Origin of the sequence: Stenotrophomonas sp. LMG 10879 (genome assembly GCF_002750935.1) — a bacterium.
Lineage (GTDB): Bacteria > Pseudomonadota > Gammaproteobacteria > Xanthomonadales > Xanthomonadaceae > Stenotrophomonas > Stenotrophomonas lactitubi_B.
The window spans coordinates 311,449-328,685 of record NZ_PEJT01000002.1; the positions used below are offsets into that span (position 1 = coordinate 311,449).

At 66.4% G+C, this 17,237-nt stretch carries 16 protein-coding genes; 11 read left to right on the plus strand and 5 right to left on the minus strand.

Going from position 1 to position 17,237, the window contains the following annotated elements; translation table 11 throughout:
- The first annotated feature begins 8 nt into the window (after window positions 1-8).
- From CR919_RS04240 to CR919_RS04255, 4 genes are all read left to right on the plus strand, one after another.
- Entirely contained in the window at window positions 9-1,391 is a 1,383-nt protein-coding gene (locus CR919_RS04240; protein ID WP_099819002.1) for an adhesin, read from the plus strand.
- A 140-nt stretch (window positions 1,392-1,531) separates the two neighbouring features.
- Window positions 1,532-2,236 carry a C39 family peptidase gene (locus CR919_RS04245; protein ID WP_099819003.1) on the plus strand — a complete coding sequence of 235 codons (705 nt, stop codon included), beginning with the start codon at window positions 1,532-1,534 and terminating at the stop codon, window positions 2,234-2,236.
- Window positions 2,237-2,249: 13 nt separating this feature from the next.
- The gene (locus tag CR919_RS04250) at window positions 2,250-3,002 is read left to right on the plus strand and encodes a hypothetical protein (protein ID WP_099819004.1); all 753 of its coding nucleotides are present in this window, start codon (window positions 2,250-2,252) and stop codon (window positions 3,000-3,002) included.
- A gap of 45 nt (window positions 3,003-3,047) precedes the next feature.
- Entirely contained in the window at window positions 3,048-4,337 is a 1,290-nt protein-coding gene (locus tag CR919_RS04255; protein ID WP_099819005.1) for a transporter, read from the plus strand.
- 43 nt (window positions 4,338-4,380) lie between these two features.
- On the opposite strand, the gene CR919_RS04260 is transcribed toward CR919_RS04255, so the two are convergent.
- The 3 genes from CR919_RS04260 to CR919_RS04270 all read right to left on the minus strand — a co-directional run bounded on the left by CR919_RS04260 (window position 4,381) and on the right by CR919_RS04270 (window position 7,410).
- The gene (locus tag CR919_RS04260; RefSeq protein WP_099819006.1) at window positions 4,381-5,733 is read right to left on the minus strand and encodes a sigma-54 dependent transcriptional regulator; all 1,353 of its coding nucleotides are present in this window, start codon (window positions 5,731-5,733) and stop codon (window positions 4,381-4,383) included.
- A 228-nt stretch (window positions 5,734-5,961) separates the two neighbouring features.
- Window positions 5,962-6,738, minus strand: coding sequence for a C40 family peptidase (locus CR919_RS04265; protein ID WP_099819007.1), 777 nt, complete (start codon window positions 6,736-6,738; stop codon window positions 5,962-5,964).
- A gap of 132 nt (window positions 6,739-6,870) precedes the next feature.
- Entirely contained in the window at window positions 6,871-7,410 is a 540-nt protein-coding gene (locus CR919_RS04270) for a C40 family peptidase (protein ID WP_099819008.1), read from the minus strand.
- Window positions 7,411-7,521: 111 nt separating this feature from the next.
- On the opposite strand from CR919_RS04270, the gene CR919_RS04275 reads away from it, so the two are divergent.
- From CR919_RS04275 to CR919_RS04300, 6 genes are all read left to right on the plus strand, one after another.
- Window positions 7,522-8,004, plus strand: coding sequence for a peptidylprolyl isomerase (locus CR919_RS04275; RefSeq protein ID WP_025876084.1), 483 nt, complete (start codon window positions 7,522-7,524; stop codon window positions 8,002-8,004).
- 98 nt (window positions 8,005-8,102) lie between these two features.
- Window positions 8,103-9,347 carry a DUF418 domain-containing protein gene (locus CR919_RS04280; RefSeq protein WP_099819009.1) on the plus strand — a complete coding sequence of 415 codons (1,245 nt, stop codon included), beginning with the start codon at window positions 8,103-8,105 and terminating at the stop codon, window positions 9,345-9,347.
- 202 nt (window positions 9,348-9,549) lie between these two features.
- Window positions 9,550-10,908: a glutathione-disulfide reductase gene (gorA, locus tag CR919_RS04285; protein WP_099819010.1), complete on the plus strand. Its 1,359-nt coding sequence runs from the start codon at window positions 9,550-9,552 to the stop codon at window positions 10,906-10,908.
- 160 nt (window positions 10,909-11,068) lie between these two features.
- Window positions 11,069-11,989, plus strand: coding sequence for a DMT family transporter (locus CR919_RS04290; protein ID WP_099819011.1), 921 nt, complete (start codon window positions 11,069-11,071; stop codon window positions 11,987-11,989).
- Complete coding sequence (locus tag CR919_RS04295; RefSeq protein ID WP_243379899.1) at window positions 11,896-12,324, plus strand: MGMT family protein; 429 nt, start codon at window positions 11,896-11,898, stop codon at window positions 12,322-12,324. Before CR919_RS04290 ends, CR919_RS04295 begins: the two co-directional genes overlap by 94 nt.
- Window positions 12,325-12,417: 93 nt before the next feature.
- Window positions 12,418-13,092 (plus strand): rhomboid family intramembrane serine protease, encoded by a 675-nt coding sequence (locus CR919_RS04300; RefSeq protein WP_099819012.1) that lies wholly within the window; start codon window positions 12,418-12,420, stop codon window positions 13,090-13,092.
- 177 nt (window positions 13,093-13,269) lie between these two features.
- On the opposite strand, the gene CR919_RS04305 is transcribed toward CR919_RS04300, so the two are convergent.
- Window positions 13,270-14,856: an NAD(P)/FAD-dependent oxidoreductase gene (locus CR919_RS04305; RefSeq protein WP_099819013.1), complete on the minus strand. Its 1,587-nt coding sequence runs from the start codon at window positions 14,854-14,856 to the stop codon at window positions 13,270-13,272.
- Window positions 14,853-15,335, minus strand: coding sequence for a VOC family protein (locus CR919_RS04310; RefSeq protein ID WP_099819014.1), 483 nt, complete (start codon window positions 15,333-15,335; stop codon window positions 14,853-14,855). Before CR919_RS04310 ends, CR919_RS04305 begins: the two co-directional genes overlap by 4 nt.
- A gap of 125 nt (window positions 15,336-15,460) precedes the next feature.
- On the opposite strand from CR919_RS04310, the gene CR919_RS04315 reads away from it, so the two are divergent.
- The gene (locus CR919_RS04315; protein WP_099819015.1) at window positions 15,461-17,116 is read left to right on the plus strand and encodes an SDR family oxidoreductase; all 1,656 of its coding nucleotides are present in this window, start codon (window positions 15,461-15,463) and stop codon (window positions 17,114-17,116) included.
- The last annotated feature ends 121 nt before the right edge of the window (window positions 17,117-17,237 follow it).

The following is a 17,237-nucleotide window of genomic DNA, read 5'->3' on the forward strand; positions in this document are numbered from 1 at the left end:
AGGGCACCATGAAAGCGACTGTCAAAAAGACCGTACTCGCCATGGCAATTGCCACTGCCTCGACCGCTGCTGCGGCCAATGGCTGGGACAACCAGAACGCCAATGCGAACATCAACCACAACCACGTCGTGACCGAAACCCGCAACGACACGCACAACCATACCGACAACGAAGTCCGCAACTGGACCCGCAGCAACACCACGGTACGCAACAACACCGACACCTCGAACGTGACCCGCAATCGTACGGTGAACGTCAACGAGCAGGTGCAGAAGAACAGCAACATCCAGGCCGACGAGCGCAAGGAAAAGAACAACCACGGCGTCGACGTGAACCTGGAGAAGGACCTGCGGCTGAGCTCGGACATCAACTTCTCCGGTGACCCGACCATCAGCGGTGACATCGACCTGGACTCGGCCGCCATCGCCGTGATCGACAACCGCCAGTCGATCAGCAACAACGTCACCGGCAACAGCCTGGTCACCAACAGCGCTTCGATCGCCGATGATGTCGGCGCCGGTGCCTCCGGCAACCTCGGCTTCAACGTGGTGGCTGGCGACAACAACGCGCAGGACAACGCTGCGTCGCTGTCGGCGGCGGATGCCTCCTTCAGCTTCGGCATGGCCGACGCCGAGGTGTTCGTCAACCAGGCCGGCTTCGGCAACACCACCATGAACTCCGGCGTCACCAACGCCGCTGGCCTCGGTGGCAATGCCTTCGGTGGTGCATCGGGCAACATCGGTGTGAACATCGCCTCGGGCAACAACAACGAGCAGAAGAACGCGCTCGCTGCATCGGTAGCCACCAGTGCGATGGCGCAGTCGAGCATCAGCTCCAACCAGGTGTCCACCGGCAACACCGTGTCCAACGCCGGCTTCGTGCAGTCCTACACCGATACGGTGCAGGTCGGCCTGAGCGGTCGCGTCGCTGGCGGTACCCTGGCCGTGGGTGCCGGTACCTATCGCGGCACCGGCAATGCCTACCAGATGGCCAACTACTACCTCGATACGTGGAGTGGCGATCTGCCGCATCCGGGTGGCAACGCGACCGGGCACATCGATCTGGACAACGAGATCCAGAACGCAACGATGAACCCGAACCGGCCGGGCGTGGGTGGCCTGGGCTTCGATACGCGTGAAAGCGGCACCAGCCAGTTCGTCGAGCTGGGCGTGGCCGACCTGTATGCCAGCCTCAGTGGCACGGTCAGCACCACCCGCTGGGTGAACGTCAATGCGACCAACACCTCGGCACTGTCCGGCAGCGCGTTCTCCGGCGCGTCCGGCAATATCGGCGTGAACGTGGCATCGGGTACCGGCAACCTGCAGGCCAACAGCCTGGCATTGGCCGTGGCACAACCGAGCACCGGCGGTGGGACCGGCGGCGGCGAGTGATCCACGGTGTGACCGCTTTCGCAGCGAACCTGCGTTGAGCGCAACAAGCCCGGCCATCCGCCAATGGCCGGGTTCCCCCGGGGGCCCCTGTCCCTCCTCCCCCTTGGGGCAGGGGCTCCTTCCTTCTCGTGGAGAACGGCATGGCCGGTCATCGCTGGTGGTTGCGTTTGCTGCCCTGCCTGCTGCTGTTGACCAGCGCATCTGGCTGGGCAGGCGAGGTGGTGTTCAGCGGGGTGCTGCCCAATGGCGCGCTGCTGCAGCAGAAGGTGGAAAGCATGCAGGAGCGGCGGTATCGCAACCTGGTGCGGCAGCACACCGACTACAGCTGCGGGGCGGCCGCTCTGGCCACCATCCTGCGTTACGCCTACCACCTGGACACCACCGAGGCGACGGTGATCGAGGGAATGATGGGGGTATCCGATCCACAGCTGGTCAAGGAACGTGGTTTCTCGCTGTTGGACATCAAGCGCTATGTCGAATCGCTGGGCATGCGTGGACGCGGCTATCGCATCGATGAATCGCGGCTGCGCACGTTGCGGGTTCCTGGACTGGTGCTGATGGATGTACGCGGCTTCCGGCATTTCGTCGTGCTCAAGCAGGTGCGCGACGGCGTGGTGGAAGTAGCCGATCCGATCCTGGGCAACCGCAGCCTGTCGCTGGCCGAGTTCAGTGCCGCCTGGCCGTCACGCGCCGTTTTCGTCGTGATCGGCAGCGACTTCGATCGCAACACGGTGCTGCTGCAACCCAGCGAACGGCCCAGTGCCCGCGCGTTGTATGCGCGGCAGGGACCGATCACCGATGCCGAACTGGTCGACTTCGGCTTCAGCCACGCCGACCTGTTCTGAAGGAGGCACGATCATGCAATGCCAACGTGTGTTACTCGCCCTGCTGCTGATGCTGCCTTTGTCGCCGTTGATGGCGGCAGACGGCGCACCGGGGCGGGGCCTGAAGGAAATTCCCGATCCCGAACTGAACCTGATGCGTGGCCGCTACACCGTCGGTGGCAACAACGTGGCCTGGTTCGGGGTGACGATGATTTCGCAGTGGCAGGGACCCAACGGTGCGGTGGTGCAGGGCGCGCTGACCCTGGGCATGGATTTCCGCAATGGCGGAACACCGAAGCTGAGTTTCCAGCCCAGCGTCCACGTCACCGCCGCTGACGCACCGTTGCCGACGACGGCGGGGCGCAGCATCGACAGTACCGGTCTGGCCAATGCCAGCGGACTGGTGCAGAGCGTGCAGGTGGCCGGCGATGGCAACACCGCGCGCAACGTGACCACGCTGACCGTGCGTGACGGTGCGGTGCCGACAGCAATGAGCGACGACGGCAGCCGCATGGTGCAGGCACAGCAGGGGGGCGCTACCGCCACGGCCATGCTCGATGGCAACCAGGCGCGCCTGCTGCTGCAGGTCGATGGACAGAGCCTGGTACAGCAGTGGATCCGCAATGGCAGCGTGGGGCAGGGCATTGCCCTGGCCGGCGATGGACAAACCGCCAGCAACCGGCTGCAGCTGGAGCTGGTACGCAATACCGCGGCCAACAACCTGCCCTTGAGCCAGAACGTGGCCCAGGCGATCGGGATGAACCGCGGCATGGGCCCAGGCCAGTAACACGGCCTGGTCGGGGGGAATCGACGTACAACGCAGGTCACCGACATGCACACTCTCTACCGGCTTACTCCGCTGGCGCTGGCGGCGCTGGCGGTCACTGCCTTCGCCCAGCAGCCCGCGCCCAGTGACGGCGCCGACATGCAGGCATTGATCGCGCAACTGGAACAGCTCAAGGCCAATTACGCACAGGAGGTACGCCGCCTGCGCGAACTGGACATGCAGGTGCAGGCGATGCAGGCGCGGCTGAGCGGCCGCGCAGGACCCGCTGCGACCCCCGCTGCACCGTTGGCGTCCGCTGCGGCATCTGCGGTTCCACCCAGCAGCGAAGGCTATGCCAGCAGCGCCGCCGAGGCACAGCAGGCCAAGCAAGAGGCACGGCGCAGCGTGGACGACGTCAAGCAGCAGCAGGCGGCGTTGTTCTCGCGCCGGTTCACCATCGAGAACGGCCTCACCTATGCGCGCTACGACCGCAAGCAGCTCACGCTCAACGGCTTCCTCGCCCTGGATGCGATCTTCCTCGGCAACATCGCGATCGAGAACGTCGAATCCGATTCGTTGACCTACAACCTGGCCGCGCGCTGGGGCGTCAGCCCCAACCTGACCTTGAACATGGACGTACCGTACCTGGCACGGCGCACGGTCTACCAGAAGGGCGGTGCCGGCGGCGCCGCGGCGGCGGTCGCGCAGGAAGAAACCAACGGCAGTGGCATCGGCGATGTCAGCCTGAGTGCCAATTACCGGCTGTTCGCCGAACGCGGCTGGCGCCCGGAGACGGTGCTGACCGGTGGTGTTACCGCGCCGACCGGACGCGCACCCTACGGCCTGGACTGGAAAGTGATCGAGCGCGACGACGATGATTACATCCGCTTCGCGGTGCCGCAGGAACAGCCGACCGGCAACGGTGTGTGGCAGGCCAACCTGGGCGTATCGATGGTGAAGACCGCCGATCCGGCCATCCTGTTCGCCAACGCCGGCTACATCCATTCCTTCCCGCGCGGCTTCAGCGATATCGACAGCAACCCGGATACGGTCAACCCCGGTGACGTGAAGCTGGGTGGTTCGGTGTACTTCGGTGCCGGCGTGGCCTTCGCGTTCAACGAGCGCACCAGCCTGAGCATTTCCTTCAGCGACAAGATCAGCACGCGCGCCTCGACCCGGTTCAAGGGCGGTGAATGGGTGAAGGTGATCGGCAGCGATGCCAATGCGGCCTCGCTCAATCTCGGCGTGACCTACGCGTTGAACCAGCACACCACGCTGGTGACGATGCTGGGCATCGGCCTGACCCCGGATGCGCCGGACTTCACGCTGGCCTTCAAGGTGCCGTACATGTTGTAGGCGGGGCGGCCGGGCCATCCCGGCTGTTTCACGCGGCCAGCGGTCAGCGCTGCGCCGGCAGCTCAAGATGATGTTTGCGGCACAAGCGATAGACCGTCACCCGCGAGATCTGCATGTGCCGCGCGCACGCCGACACGTTGTAGCCATGCTGGCGCAGGGCCTGCAGCAGCACGTCGCGTTCCACCTGGCCACGTGCATCCTGCAGCAGCGCACGCCGTGCGGGCGCATCGGGTTCGGCCAGATCCAGGTCGGCCGCGCTGATCAGTTCGCCCTCCGCCACGATCGCCGCCCGCTGTACCCGGTTCAACAGTTCGCGCACGTTGCCCGGCCAGTCGAACCCGCGCATCGCCTGGTGCGCGCCAGGATCGAAACCACGTGCGCGGCCGGCATGACGTTGGCGGAATGCGCGCAGGAAGTGTTCGGCCAGCAGCAGGACATCGGCGCCACGTTCGCGCAGCGATGGCATCGGCAGGCGCAGCACGTTGAGGCGGTAGTAGAGATCGCGCCGGAAGCGCCCCTGGGCGACCGCCTGCTCCAGTTCGACATGGGTGGCCGCCAGCACGCGCACATCCACCCGCAGTGGCTGGTTGCTGCCCACCCGTTCCAGCGTGCCCTCCTGCAGCACCCGCAGCAGGCTGGTCTGTGCATCGGCCGGCAGGTCGCCGACCTCATCGAGGAATACGGTGCCGCCATGGGCTGTTTCGAACAGGCCGATGCGACGTTGGGAAGCGCCGGTGAAAGCGCCACGCTCGTGGCCGAACAGTTCGGACTGCACCAGGTTGGCGGGAATGGCGCCGCAGTTCACCGCCAGGAAGGGTTTTCCTGCGCGCCCGGACAGCGCATGCAGCGCCTGCGCGGCCAGCTCCTTGCCGGTGCCGGTTTCGCCCGTTACCAGCACCGGCAGCTCGACCGGGGCGAATTTGTGCAGGGCAGTGCGGACGGCCAGCAGGGGGGCGCTGTTGCCGATCAGTGCGGGAAGACCGCCACCGTTGTGGGTCGCGGCAAGTGGCAGATCATCGCCATCGCACTGGCGCTGCAACGCCGACAGCAGGTCGGGAAGCTCCAGCGGCAGCGAGAACTGATCCTGGCAGGCCCGAAGCAACGCGCCCCAGGCGGGAGGAGGGCTGCCCAGCCCGGCGGGCAGCACGGCCAACCACGGCAGGTGATGGTGCTGCTCGACCCACGGCAGCAACAACTGCGCCGCCTCTGCATCCAGATGGCGAAGATCGACGACGGCGACCAGATGATCGCGGCCGCGCAGGCCAATGGCCATGGCAGGTGCAGGGCTGACACAGCGCAGTTGCCATCCTGCGGCTGCCAGCGCATTGCGCTCGGCTGCCGGTGGCTGGCCGAACCAGATCACGCAGCGCGATGGAATCTCCAGGCTTGCCGCCATGCCTCCCCCCAGCATCCGGGCAACGCGGGCGGCTGACAGGTCATCATCGGTGTGCCGCCCCACGCCGCGATGCTGCGGCCACGCGTGGGTGGCCGGTTGCGGCCCAACAGGACCGTGACATCAATGACCAACGCAGCATGCGGCGGACAGCGGCCATGCTTTCGGTCAGCCAACAAAAAAGCCGCTGCAGGGCAGCGGCTGGTCAGGTCACGCGCAGACGGCCTCGAATCAGAGGTCGACCCGGCGGGCCTGCATGAACTTGTTGCCCCAGTAGCCACTGAGCAGGGTGTCGACGCGGACGTCCTTGCCGGTGCTCGGGGCATGCAGGAAGCGGCCGTCGCCCACATAGATGCCGACGTGGTCGACCCGGCCCTTGCGGCCGAAGAACACCAGGTCGCCTGCGGCCAGGGCGGCGCGGTCGTTGATCAGTTCGGCATTGGCGTCATGCGCCATTTCACGCGAGACGCGCGGCAGCTCGATGCCCAGGGCCGAGCGGAACACATAACCGACCAGGCCGCTGCAGTCGAAGCCGCTGTCTGGATTGCTGCCACCCCAACGGTAGGGGGTGCCAAGCAGGGTCATGGCCCGGCGCAGCAGCGACTGCACCTTGCCGTTGTCGGCAGCGTTGCCGACCACGATGCTGCCATTGGCGGCGCTACTGGTGTCGTAATTGGCGAGCAGGCGGCTGAGGTCACCGGCCACCATGGCCGAGCGGTCCATCAGGGGAATGGTGTCATTGGCGGCCAGATGCGGCAGCAGGGCGGCCAGGGTGGCGCTGGCGGCGGCATCGGCGCGGCTGCGCTGCGGAGCGGTGGCGTCGGCCTTGGCGGCTGCGCGGGGGGCGGTCTCGGCGGTCGAAGCCGGGGTCGCATCGGTACGGGTGGGAGCGGACTGCGACCAGGCCGGAAGGCTGGTCAGACACAATGCCAAGCCCAGCAGAAGCGGGCGGACACTACGCGAAGAAGCGGCGGTCTGGCCTTGGCACGTCGGGTCGTTTGTCGTCACGCGTCGGTCACAAGGAAAAAAACGATGGGGCATCATGCCCTGTAAAAGCAGTAATAAGTTAAAAATTCCGTTAGTAAATCGTTAGTTGCATGGTGATGGCTGTCACAGTTTTGAACATATCGCCTGTTCATTTTAGCGAAGGACGCGTTTTGCCCCTGTGTAGTGGTCCTTCCAATAGGGGCCGCTGAGCGAATCCAGGCGGACCGTCCCGCCGGTGCTCGGGGCGTGCACGAATCGACCTTCGCCGACGTAGATCCCCACGTGACTGACATTGCCGCGGCTGCCAAAAAAGACCAGGTCGCCCGTTGCCAGGCGCTTCGGGTCGATCTTCGGGCCCTGTACCGCCGCCAGGTCGCGTGAGGTCCGCGGCAGCTTCAGGTCCAGCATTTCACGGTAGACGTAAGCGACCAGGCCGCTGCAGTCGAAGCCGGATTCGGGCGTGTTGCCGCCGTAGCGGTAGGGCGTGCCGACCAGGCTGATGGCACGCATCAGCACCGAATTGGCGGCCTCGGGGTTGTCCGGTGTGGTGCTGGGCCAGCTTGCCGCAGGCGGTGGCGGTGCGGAACGGACGGCCTTGCCGCCACCACAGGCGGTCAGCAGCAGGGGCAGGGCGAGCAGCAGGGCGGGCGCGAGGCGCCGGCGCGTGCCGGACGAAACTGGCGTGATGTGCATGTTCTCCGGATAATGCGCGACCTTGGATTGGCCGTCATGATGGCGGCGTCCCCGCCGGGCGACAACCCGCCCCAACCCGCCTGCCTCCGGCAGATCCAGACAGAGTTGCGCATGAAGATCGAAAAAGACCGCGTTGTCCGCTTCCACTACACCGTCTCCGAGGCCGGCCAGGAGCCGATCGAATCGTCCAAGGACCGCGGCGAGCCGCTGGCGATCCTGATCGGCCACGGCAACATCATCCCGGGCCTGGAAAACGCCATGATGGACAAGGAAGCCGGCGCGACCTTCGACGTCGACGTCAAGGCGGCCGATGCCTACGGCGAGCGCCGTGATGGCCTGTCCCAGCGCGTGCCGAAGAAGCACTTCGGCACCGCCAAGCTGGTCCCGGGCCAGCAGGTCGTGCTGCAGACCAACTTCGGCCCGCGTGCCGTGACCGTGCAGAAGGTCGGCATGAGCGTGGTCGACGTCGACCTGAACCACCCGATGGCCGGCAAGGACCTGCATTTCGACGTCGAGATCGTCGACGTGCGCGAAGCCGGCAAGGAAGAGCTCGAACACGGCCACGTCCACGGCGACGGCGGTCACCAGCACTGATCGCGCTGCGATCGTGATGGCAGCAACGGCCCGCTTCGGCGGGCCGTTGCGTATCTGGAACAGGAGGGGTCATCCATGGCCCGCAGGCCGGCGGCATAATGACGGACCTGCACGCCGGATGCCCCGTGAACACCGCTTCCCCTTCCCTGCAACCGGTGGCTTCCGGCGAACGCATCGCCCTGCTGGACATACTGCGTGGGTTTGCCCTGCTGGGCATCCTGCTGATGAACATCGAGGCCCTCAGCGGGCCGCTGGACCTGGCCTTCACCGGCATCGACGCGCATTGGCAGGGCATCGACTACTGGGCCGATGCCTTCGTCTATGTGTTCGTGCAGGGAAAATTCTTCACCCTGTTCTCGCTGCTGTTCGGCGCGGGCTTTGCGGTGATGGCCCAGCGTGCCGAGGCAGCGGGGCGCCCGTTCACGCCGTTCTACCTGCGCCGCAGCGCCGGGCTCCTGCTGATCGGCCTGTGCCACGCATTGCTGGTCTGGTCCGGCGACATCCTGGTGTTGTATGCCTTGGCCTCGCTGCCGTTGCTGGCCTGCCGCGAAGCACCGCGCAGCTGGCTGCCGTGGATGGGGCTGCTGGTGTATGCACTGGGTGTCGCGCTGATGCTGCTGGTCGGCGCAATGGTGTCGATGGCCACCCCGCAGGACCTGCAGAAGATGCTGGTCGATGCGCAGCAGGGCATCGACCAGCAACGTCTGGTGTATGGCCAGGGCGACTGGATGCAGGCCAACGTGCAGCGCCTGCATGAGTTCGGCGCGTCGCTGGGCGGCATGTTCATTTCCGGACCCGAAGTGCTGGGTATGTTCCTGCTGGGTGCCTGGTTCGCTGGCAGCGGCGCATTGACCGCGCCGGAGCGTTTCCCCCGGTTGTATGCCGGCCTGCGCTGGGTCGCGCTGCCTGTGGGACTGCTGGTCACCCTGGCGGGTGTGCTGTGGAAGCCCTATCTGGCGCCGGGTGTCTATGACCTGCCGACCACCTCGGCAATGGCGCTGGTGGCCGTGGGCGGCGTGCCGATGTGCCTGGGCTACCTGGCCTGGATCGTGCACTGGCGTGCGCGCATGGGCTTGCTGGCGCCGGTCGGGCGGATGGCGCTGACCCATTACCTTGGTCAGTCGGTGGTCTGTACGTTGCTGTTCTATCACTACGGGCTGGGGTGGTTCGATGCAGTGCCGCGTGCCTGGCAACTGCTGTTCGCCTTGCTGCTGTTCGCTGCGCAGGTAATCCTCAGCCATCTGTGGCTGCGCCGTTTCCGCTTCGGTCCGATGGAATGGCTGTGGCGTGCGATGACCTACCAACAGTGGCCAGCGATGCGCCGTGAGGCCGGGCAGGGGTGATCGATACACGCGGCGCGCCTATCGATCTGCGTGGCTGCGTGCATCGTCAAGCACACCACTGCATACCCTCACGTCTGGCCTGCAGTGGGCCATGGCATGCTCGCAGCAGCATGAGCGCCTGCGCCAGCCAGCTGCCTGTCGATCTTTTCTGCGGGCGCGCGCCCGTCATCGATCCTGTTCCCTGTCGACCCGAGCGATTCCGATGAACACTCCCTCTTATGACTACGATCTGATCGTCCTTGGCGGCGGTTCCGCTGGCCTGGCCGGTGCCATCCGCGCTGCGCAGCATGGCAAGCGTGTTGCCCTGCTGGAGCCGGGTGAACTGGGCGGCACCTGCGTGAATGTAGGCTGCGTGCCGAAGAAGGCGATGTGGCTTGCCGCCGATCTGGCCGAGCGCATCGGCCTGGCCAGCGCGATGGGCTTCGACGTGGAGGCGCGTCCGGCGCTGTCGTGGAAGGAACTGGTGATCCATCGCCAGGCCTACATCAGCAACATCCACACCAGTTACCACAAGCGCCTGGATGAAACCGGCGTGGTGCGCATCCCGGCCCGTGGCCATCTGCTGGATGCGCACACCGTGGCGTGCAGTGATGGCGTGCAGTACAGCGCTGCACACATCCTCATCGCAACCGGGGCGCATCCGCAGCGGCCCGACATTCCCGGCGCCGAACTGGGTCTGGTGTCCGACGATTTCTTCGACCTGCGCGCGGCACCGGCCGAGGTCGCCATCGTCGGCGGCGGCTATATCGCGGTGGAACTTGCCGGGCTGTTGCAGGCGCTGGGCAGCAAGGTGAGCCTGCTGGTGCGCGGCAGTCGCCTGCTCGAGCGCTTCGACTACGAGCTGACCGCGCAGCTGGCCGAGAACCTGCGCCAGCAGGGTGTCCGCATCCACTTCGATTACCGTCTGCGTGAGTTGAAGCGCGACGGCGAACGCGTGCGCGCGTTCGGCCATGACGGTCCGACCGACAGCATGTTCGATGCCGTGTTCTTTGCGACCGGCCGGCGCGGCAACAGCAGGGATCTCGGCCTGGAAGCGCTGGGCATCGGCATCGGCGAGCACCAGCAGGTGGAGGTGGACGAGTGGCAGACCACGGCGGTGCCGAGCGTACATGCGGTCGGTGACATCGCAGGCAAGGTCGGCCTGACGCCGGTCGCCGTGGCTGCATCGCGCCGTCTGATGGATCGTCTGTTCGGCGGTCGCCCGGACGCGAAGATGGACTATGACAACGTGGCCAGCGTGGTGTTCTCGCACCCGCCGCTGGGCGCAGTGGGCATGAGCGAGGAAGACGCACGTGCGCGCTTCGAGCAGGTGACGGTGTACCACAGCCGGTTCCGGCCGATGCTGCAGGCACTGGCCAACGGCACCCAGCGCAGCCTGTTCAAGATGGTGTGTGCCGGGCCGGAAGAACGTGTGGTCGGCGTACACCTGCTGGGCGAGGCGGCCGACGAGATCCTGCAGGGTTTCGCGGTGGCGGTGAAAATGGGTGCGACCAAGGCCCAGTTCGACGACACGGTGGCGATTCACCCGACGTCTGCTGAAGAAGTGGTGTTGATGCGCTGACCCGGGCGGTGGTAGAGCCGAGCCCACGCTCGGCTGCGTTCCGCGCAGACAGGGGGCAGCCGAGCGCGGGCTCGGCTCTACAGGTCAGCAGGCGCCTCCATGCGACAATGATGGTCCCCACGCCTTTCCGGGCCGCCCCGCGCGGCCCGCCGTCGTCCTGATGTCCAGCCCCGCTTCTCGCATCGCCACCCAATCCCCGCGCATCGCCCTGGGCGGCATCGGCCTGGCTGCGATCGGCGCCGTTGCCGCATCGGGCAAGGCCATCATCGTCAAGCTGGGGCTGCGCCATGGCGTGGACGCGACCACGCTGCTGGCGCTGCGCATGCTGATGGCGCTGCCCCTGTTCGCGCTGATGGCGGTGTGGGCTTCGCGCCGTGCGGAGCGATTGTCCTGGGCTGACCGGGCGCGCGTGCTGTGGCTCGGCTTCACCGGGTACTACCTGTCCAGCCTGCTGGATTTCCAGGGCCTGCAGTACATCAGCGTGACCCTGGAACGGTTGATCCTGTACTTGAACCCGACCCTGGTGCTGCTGATCAACGTGCTGCTGGCGCGGCAGCGGCCGGGTCGATGGCAGGTCGGCGCGCTGGTGCTCAGTTATCTCGGTGTGCTTATCGCGTTCGGCCATGACCTGCAGCGCGAAGGTGGGCAGATCATTCTCGGCAGCCTGCTGGTGCTGGGCAGTGCGCTCAGCTATGCGCTCTACCTGTTCGGCAGTGGCCAGGTGGTCGCCCGTATCGGCGCGGTGCGCCTGACCGCCTACGCCAGTTGCGTGGCCAGTGTGCTGGTGCTGCTGCATTTCACCATTACCCACCCGCTGCCGCTGCTGTGGCAGGCACCCGCTGCGGTGCAGTGGCTGTCGCTGATCAATGCGACGGTCTGCACCGTGCTGCCGGTGCTGGCGATCATGCTGGCGGTGCAGCGCGTCGGCTCGTCGCTGGCCGCGCAGGTGGGTATGCTGGGCCCGGTTTCCACCATCGTGATGAGCCTATGGCTGCTCGACGAACCGATGGGGCCGGCGCAGATCGCCGGCACCGTGCTGGTCCTGCTCGGCGTACTGCTGGTGACGCGGCTGCGCCGCTGACGCCGGAGCAGGCGCGTGCGCGCATCCTGGCGGTGATCCACGCGATTCCGTCGGGACAGGTGATGGGCTACGGCCAGGTCGCGATGCGCGCGGGCCTGCCCGGACGTGCCCGGCTGACCGCGCGCATCCTTGGCCAGAATGAGGATCCCGCGTTGCCCTGGCATCGGGTGCTGCGTTCGGATGGGCGCATCGCCATGGCCGAAGGTTCCGCCGGTTGGCGCGAACAGTCGCAGCGGCTGCGTGCCGAGGGTGTCATCGTGGAAAACGGCCGGGTGCGGATGCCCGCGGTCGACCCGGCGGCGGCGCTGGATGCGGCCGTATGGGGGCCGGGCTGATCGCTGCCTGCGACTGAACGGGCGACCGGCCGCTCTGGTCAAAAAGGGCCGGTGCTGCGGCTATGATGGAGGCCGTTCCATGCCGGTGTCCCCATGTTCCCGCGACTGCCAACCGTCACCAAGGCCCTGTTGATCGCCAACGCGATCCTGTTCCTGCTGCAGCAGCCGTTCCTGCTCGGCATGCAGACCTTCGAGCCGTTCATGCTGCAGCCGCTGCAGCAGGGCTTCGATGCGTTCTCGCCGGGCGGCAACTTCCAGCCCTGGCAGCTGCTGACTTACGGCTTCCTGCATGGCAGCTTCTTCCATCTGTTCTTCAACATGCTGGCCGTCTTCATGTTCGGCGCGCCGCTGGAACAGACCTGGGGCGAGAAGCGCTTCCTGATCTACTACCTGGTGTGCGTGGTCGGCGCCGGTCTGTGCCAGTTGCTGGTCGGCACGATGCTCGACAATCCGGCCACGGTGCTGGGCGCTTCCGGTGGTGTGTTCGGCCTGCTGCTGGCCTACGGCATGCTGTTCCCCAACCAGCGGGTGATGCTGCTGTTCCCGCCGATTCCGATGAAGGCGCGTACGTTCGTGATCCTGTTCGGCGTGGGCGAGCTGGTGCTGGGCATGACTGGCTGGCAGCCGGGCGTGGCCCATTTCGCACACCTCGGCGGCATGCTGTTCGGCTGGCTGCTGATCCGCTACTGGCGCGGCCAACCGCCGTTCAACAAGCGTCGTCCCCCCGGCCCGCCGAAGCGCCCGAACCATCTGCGCAGCGTCAAATGATCCTGCGGATCATTTGACGCGGGTAGGTGCCAACCTTGGTTGGCACGCGTTGACGCCGGTAGATGCCAACCTTGGTTGGCAATCACCTCTGCCACGTTGTGCCAACCAAGGTTGGCGCCTACCAACAGCAGGTCATGCAGGCGGCGGGGCATACCGACATCCACGCATGGCGTGGATCTACAGATCCTGCAGCACCACCTGCGCGGCATTGTGTCCCGGCGCACCGGTCACCCCGCCGCCCGGATGCGTGCCCGCGCCGCACAGGTACAGGCCGGGCAGGGCGCCGCGATAGCCGGCCTGGCCCACCATCGGCCGCGCCGAAAACAGCTGGTTGGCGCTGAGCGCACCGTGGAAGATGTCGCCGCCGATCAGCCCGAACGTCCGCTCCAGATCCAACGGTGAAAGCGCCTGCCGACCGAGCACGCTGTCGGCGAAGCCCGGAGCGAAGTGATCGACGGTGGCGATCATCAGGTCGGCGACGGTATCCCGGTGATCATCCCAGTGCCGGCCATCGGGCAGCTCCGGCGCCACGTGCTGGCAGAACAGGCTGGCCACATGCTGCCCGGGCGGCGCCAGCGAATCGTCCAGCGTGCTCGGTATCAGCATCTCCACGATCGGCTCGCGCGACCAGCCATCGCGGCGTGCATCCAGCCAGGCACGGTCCATGTAATCCAGGCTGGGCGCCATGATGATGCCGGCACTGAGGTGGTCGCCGGGGCCGGGCAGGGCGCGGAAATCCGGTAGCCGCGACAGCGCCACGTTCATCCGGAACGTGCCCGAGCCGCAGCGCCAGTTCGCCATGCGTTCGCGGGTGGTGGCGGGAACCTGGGCGGGCTGAAGCAGTTGTTCGTACAGCAGCTTCGGATTGACGTTGGCCACCACCGCACGTGCGCGCAGGCTCTCGCCGCCGGACAGCGCGACGCCGACCACGCGTCCGTCTTCAACCAACAGGCGCTGCACGCCGGCATCCACGCGCAGCTCGGCACCGGCCGCACGCGCGGATGCGGCGATGGCCTGGCTGATCGCACCCATGCCACCGATGGCGTGGCCCCAGGCGCCCTTGACCCCGTTGCACTGGCCGAACACGTGATGCAGCAGCACGTACGCGCTGCCCGGCGTGTAGGGGCTGGCGTAGTTGCCGACAATGCCATCGAACCCGAACAGGGCCTTGATCGGCTCGCTCTCGAACCAGCGGTCCAGGTATTCGGCGGCCGACAGCGTGAACAGATCCAGCAGTTCCTGGCGCAATGCGGGATCAAGCGCGGCCAGCTCGCGCCCGAGCCGGCCCATCTGCCACAGCGCGGGCAGCGCGCGCCAGCCGGCCGTCACCCCGAGGTCGGGCGGCGGACGCAGCGCCCAGTCGCGCAGCACGTCGGCAAATACTTCCAGGCGCGCTTCATAGGCGGGCAGCGCCTGCGCATCGCGCTCGGAGAATTTCGCCACTTCCGCCTGGGTGCGGCCCGGTGCAGACAGCAGGTAGCGACCATCGGGCAATGGCAGGAAGTTGTTGGCCGGCCGCGCGACGATGCGCAGCCCGTGCGCATGCAGCTGCAGCTCCTCGATCACCTTCGGCTGCAGCAGCGATACCGTGTACGAGGCCACCGAGTTGCGGAAGCCGGGATGGAACTCTTCGGTGACCGCCGCGCCGCCGAGTACACCGCGGCGCTCCAGCACCAGCACGCGTTGTCCCGCACGCGCCAGGTACGCCGCACACACCAGCCCGTTGTGGCCGCCGCCAACGATGATCGTGTCCCACGTCGTCATGCGTTGCGGATCGCCGCTTCGATGGTGGCGATGTCGATCTTCTTCATCGGCATCATCGCGTTGAAGGCGCGCTTGGCCAGGGCCTTGTCCTTGCTGGTCACCGCTTCGATCAGCATGCGTGGGCTGATCTGCCAGGAGATGCCCCAGCGGTCCTTGCACCAGCCGCATTGGCTTTCCTGGCCACCGTTGCCGACGATCGCATTCCACAGGCGATCGGTCTCGGCCTGGTCCTCGGTGGAAATCTGGAACGAGAACGCTTCGCTGTGCTTGAAGGTCGGGCCGCCATTGAGCCCGACACAGGGGACACCGCAGACCGTGAACTCGACGGTGAGGACGTCACCCTGCTTGCCATCGGGGAAGTCGCCTGGCGCGTGATGCACGGCGGTTACTTCACTGTCGGGAAAGGTCTTTGCGTAGAACGTGGCGGCCTCGAGCGCACCGTTGTCGTACCAGACGCAGATCGTGTTCTTGTGAGCCATGGCGGGGCTCCGCAGTGGACGAAGGCGCAGCGATAGCACGCGTGGTGTTAATGCCGGATCGTGCTGCACTGCGGGAGCGGGCGGCGCCGCGCTACCATGGCCAGACGACACGACAGGGATGATGCGTGAAGATCCTGATTCTGGGTGGATATGGGGTGTTCGGGGGGCGTCTGGTCCGCTTGCTGGCGGACCTGCCGATGCTGGAACTGCTGATCGGTGGCCGCAACCTGGCGGCGGCACAGGCCTTCTGTGCAAGCTATGTGGGGCAATCGACACTGCGCCCACTGCAGGTCGACCGGCAGCAGCTGGCTGCGGCTTTGCAGGCCGAGCGACCGGAGCTGGTGGTGGATGCCTCCGGTCCTTTCCAGGACTACGGCGAACATCGCTACGGCGCGATCGAAGCCTGCATCGCCGCCGGCATTGATTATCTGGACTTCGCCGACGCGGCGGACTTCGTATTCGGCGTTTCGCAGTACGACGCGCAGGCCAGGGCGGCCGGCATCTACGTGCTGTCGGGCGTCAGCAGCTTCCCGGTGTTGACTGCGGCGGTACTGCGCGAGATGGCCACGCACATGGACATCGTCAGCGTGGAAGGCGGCATCGCGCCATCGCCGTATGCCGGCATCGGCCTGAACGTGATGCGTGCGGTGGTCGGCTATGCCGGTTCACCGGTGAAGCTGCGCCGCAACGGTCGCGACGGGCACGGCATCGGCCTGGCCGAGAGTCGCCGCTTCACCGTCGCGGTGCCGGGGCGGCTGCCGCTGCGCAACCTGCATTTCTCGTTGGTGGATGTGCCTGATCTGCAGGTGCTGCCGCCCGAACATCCGACGATGACCGACATCTGGATGGGGGCTGGCCCGGTACCGGAAATCCTGCATCGCGTGCTGAACCTGCTGGCCAAGGCGCGTCTGCATCTGAAACTGCCGTCGCTGGAGCCGTGCTCGCGGTTGTTCTACACCGTATTGAACCTGATGAAGTTCGGTGAACATCGCGGCGGCATGATCGTACGTGCAGTGGGTACCCGCGATGGTGCGCGTGTCGAACAGAGCTGGCACCTGCTGGCCGAGGCCGATGACGGCCCGTACATTCCGTCGATGGCGATCGAGGCGGTGATCCGCAAGCAACTGGCCGGTGATCGGCCGGCGCCCGGAGCGCGCGCGGCCACACATGCGCTGGAATTGAGCGACTACGACCGGCTGTTTGAAGGCCGCACCATCCACACCGGTTTCCGCCGGGACATGCCGGGTGCCAGCCTGTACCAGCGCGTGCTTGGCAGCGCATACGCGCAACTGTCGGCCAGCGTACAGGCGTTGCACGCACCGTCTGCAGCCAAGCGCTGGAGCGGCACGGCGTCGGTCGAGCGTGGTCGCGGGCTGCTGTCGCGCTTGCTGGGGAAGGTGTTCGGTTTTCCTTCGGCGGGCGCGAGTGTGCCGGTCAGTGTGGAGTTCACCCCGGAGGCGGGTGGTGAGCGCTGGACGCGGACCTTTGCCGGCCGTCGTTTCTCTTCGCTGCAGACGCAGGGGCAGGGGCGCAACGAGGCACTGCTGGTCGAGCGCTTCGGCGTGGTGTCGGTAGCGTTGGCGCTGCTGGTGGAGAACGGGCGGCTGCAACTGGTGCCGCGACGCTGGTCGATCCTGGGCATGCCGTTGCCGCGCGCGCTGCTGCCGGGGGACAACAGCTTCGAGCATGAAGTGGACGGGCGATTCGTGTTCGACGTGGAGATTGGTGCGCCAGTGGTGGGGCGGATCGTGCATTACCGGGGAACGCTGGAGGCGGTGTGACGGGTGTGCGTGCATCGCCAGCTACACCATAGGTGTCGCAACCAGAATGCGGGGCTGTCGTATCGAACGCTTAACGCAACATCTCGACGACGTTGATGTGACGGATATGACCTGTGTTGTC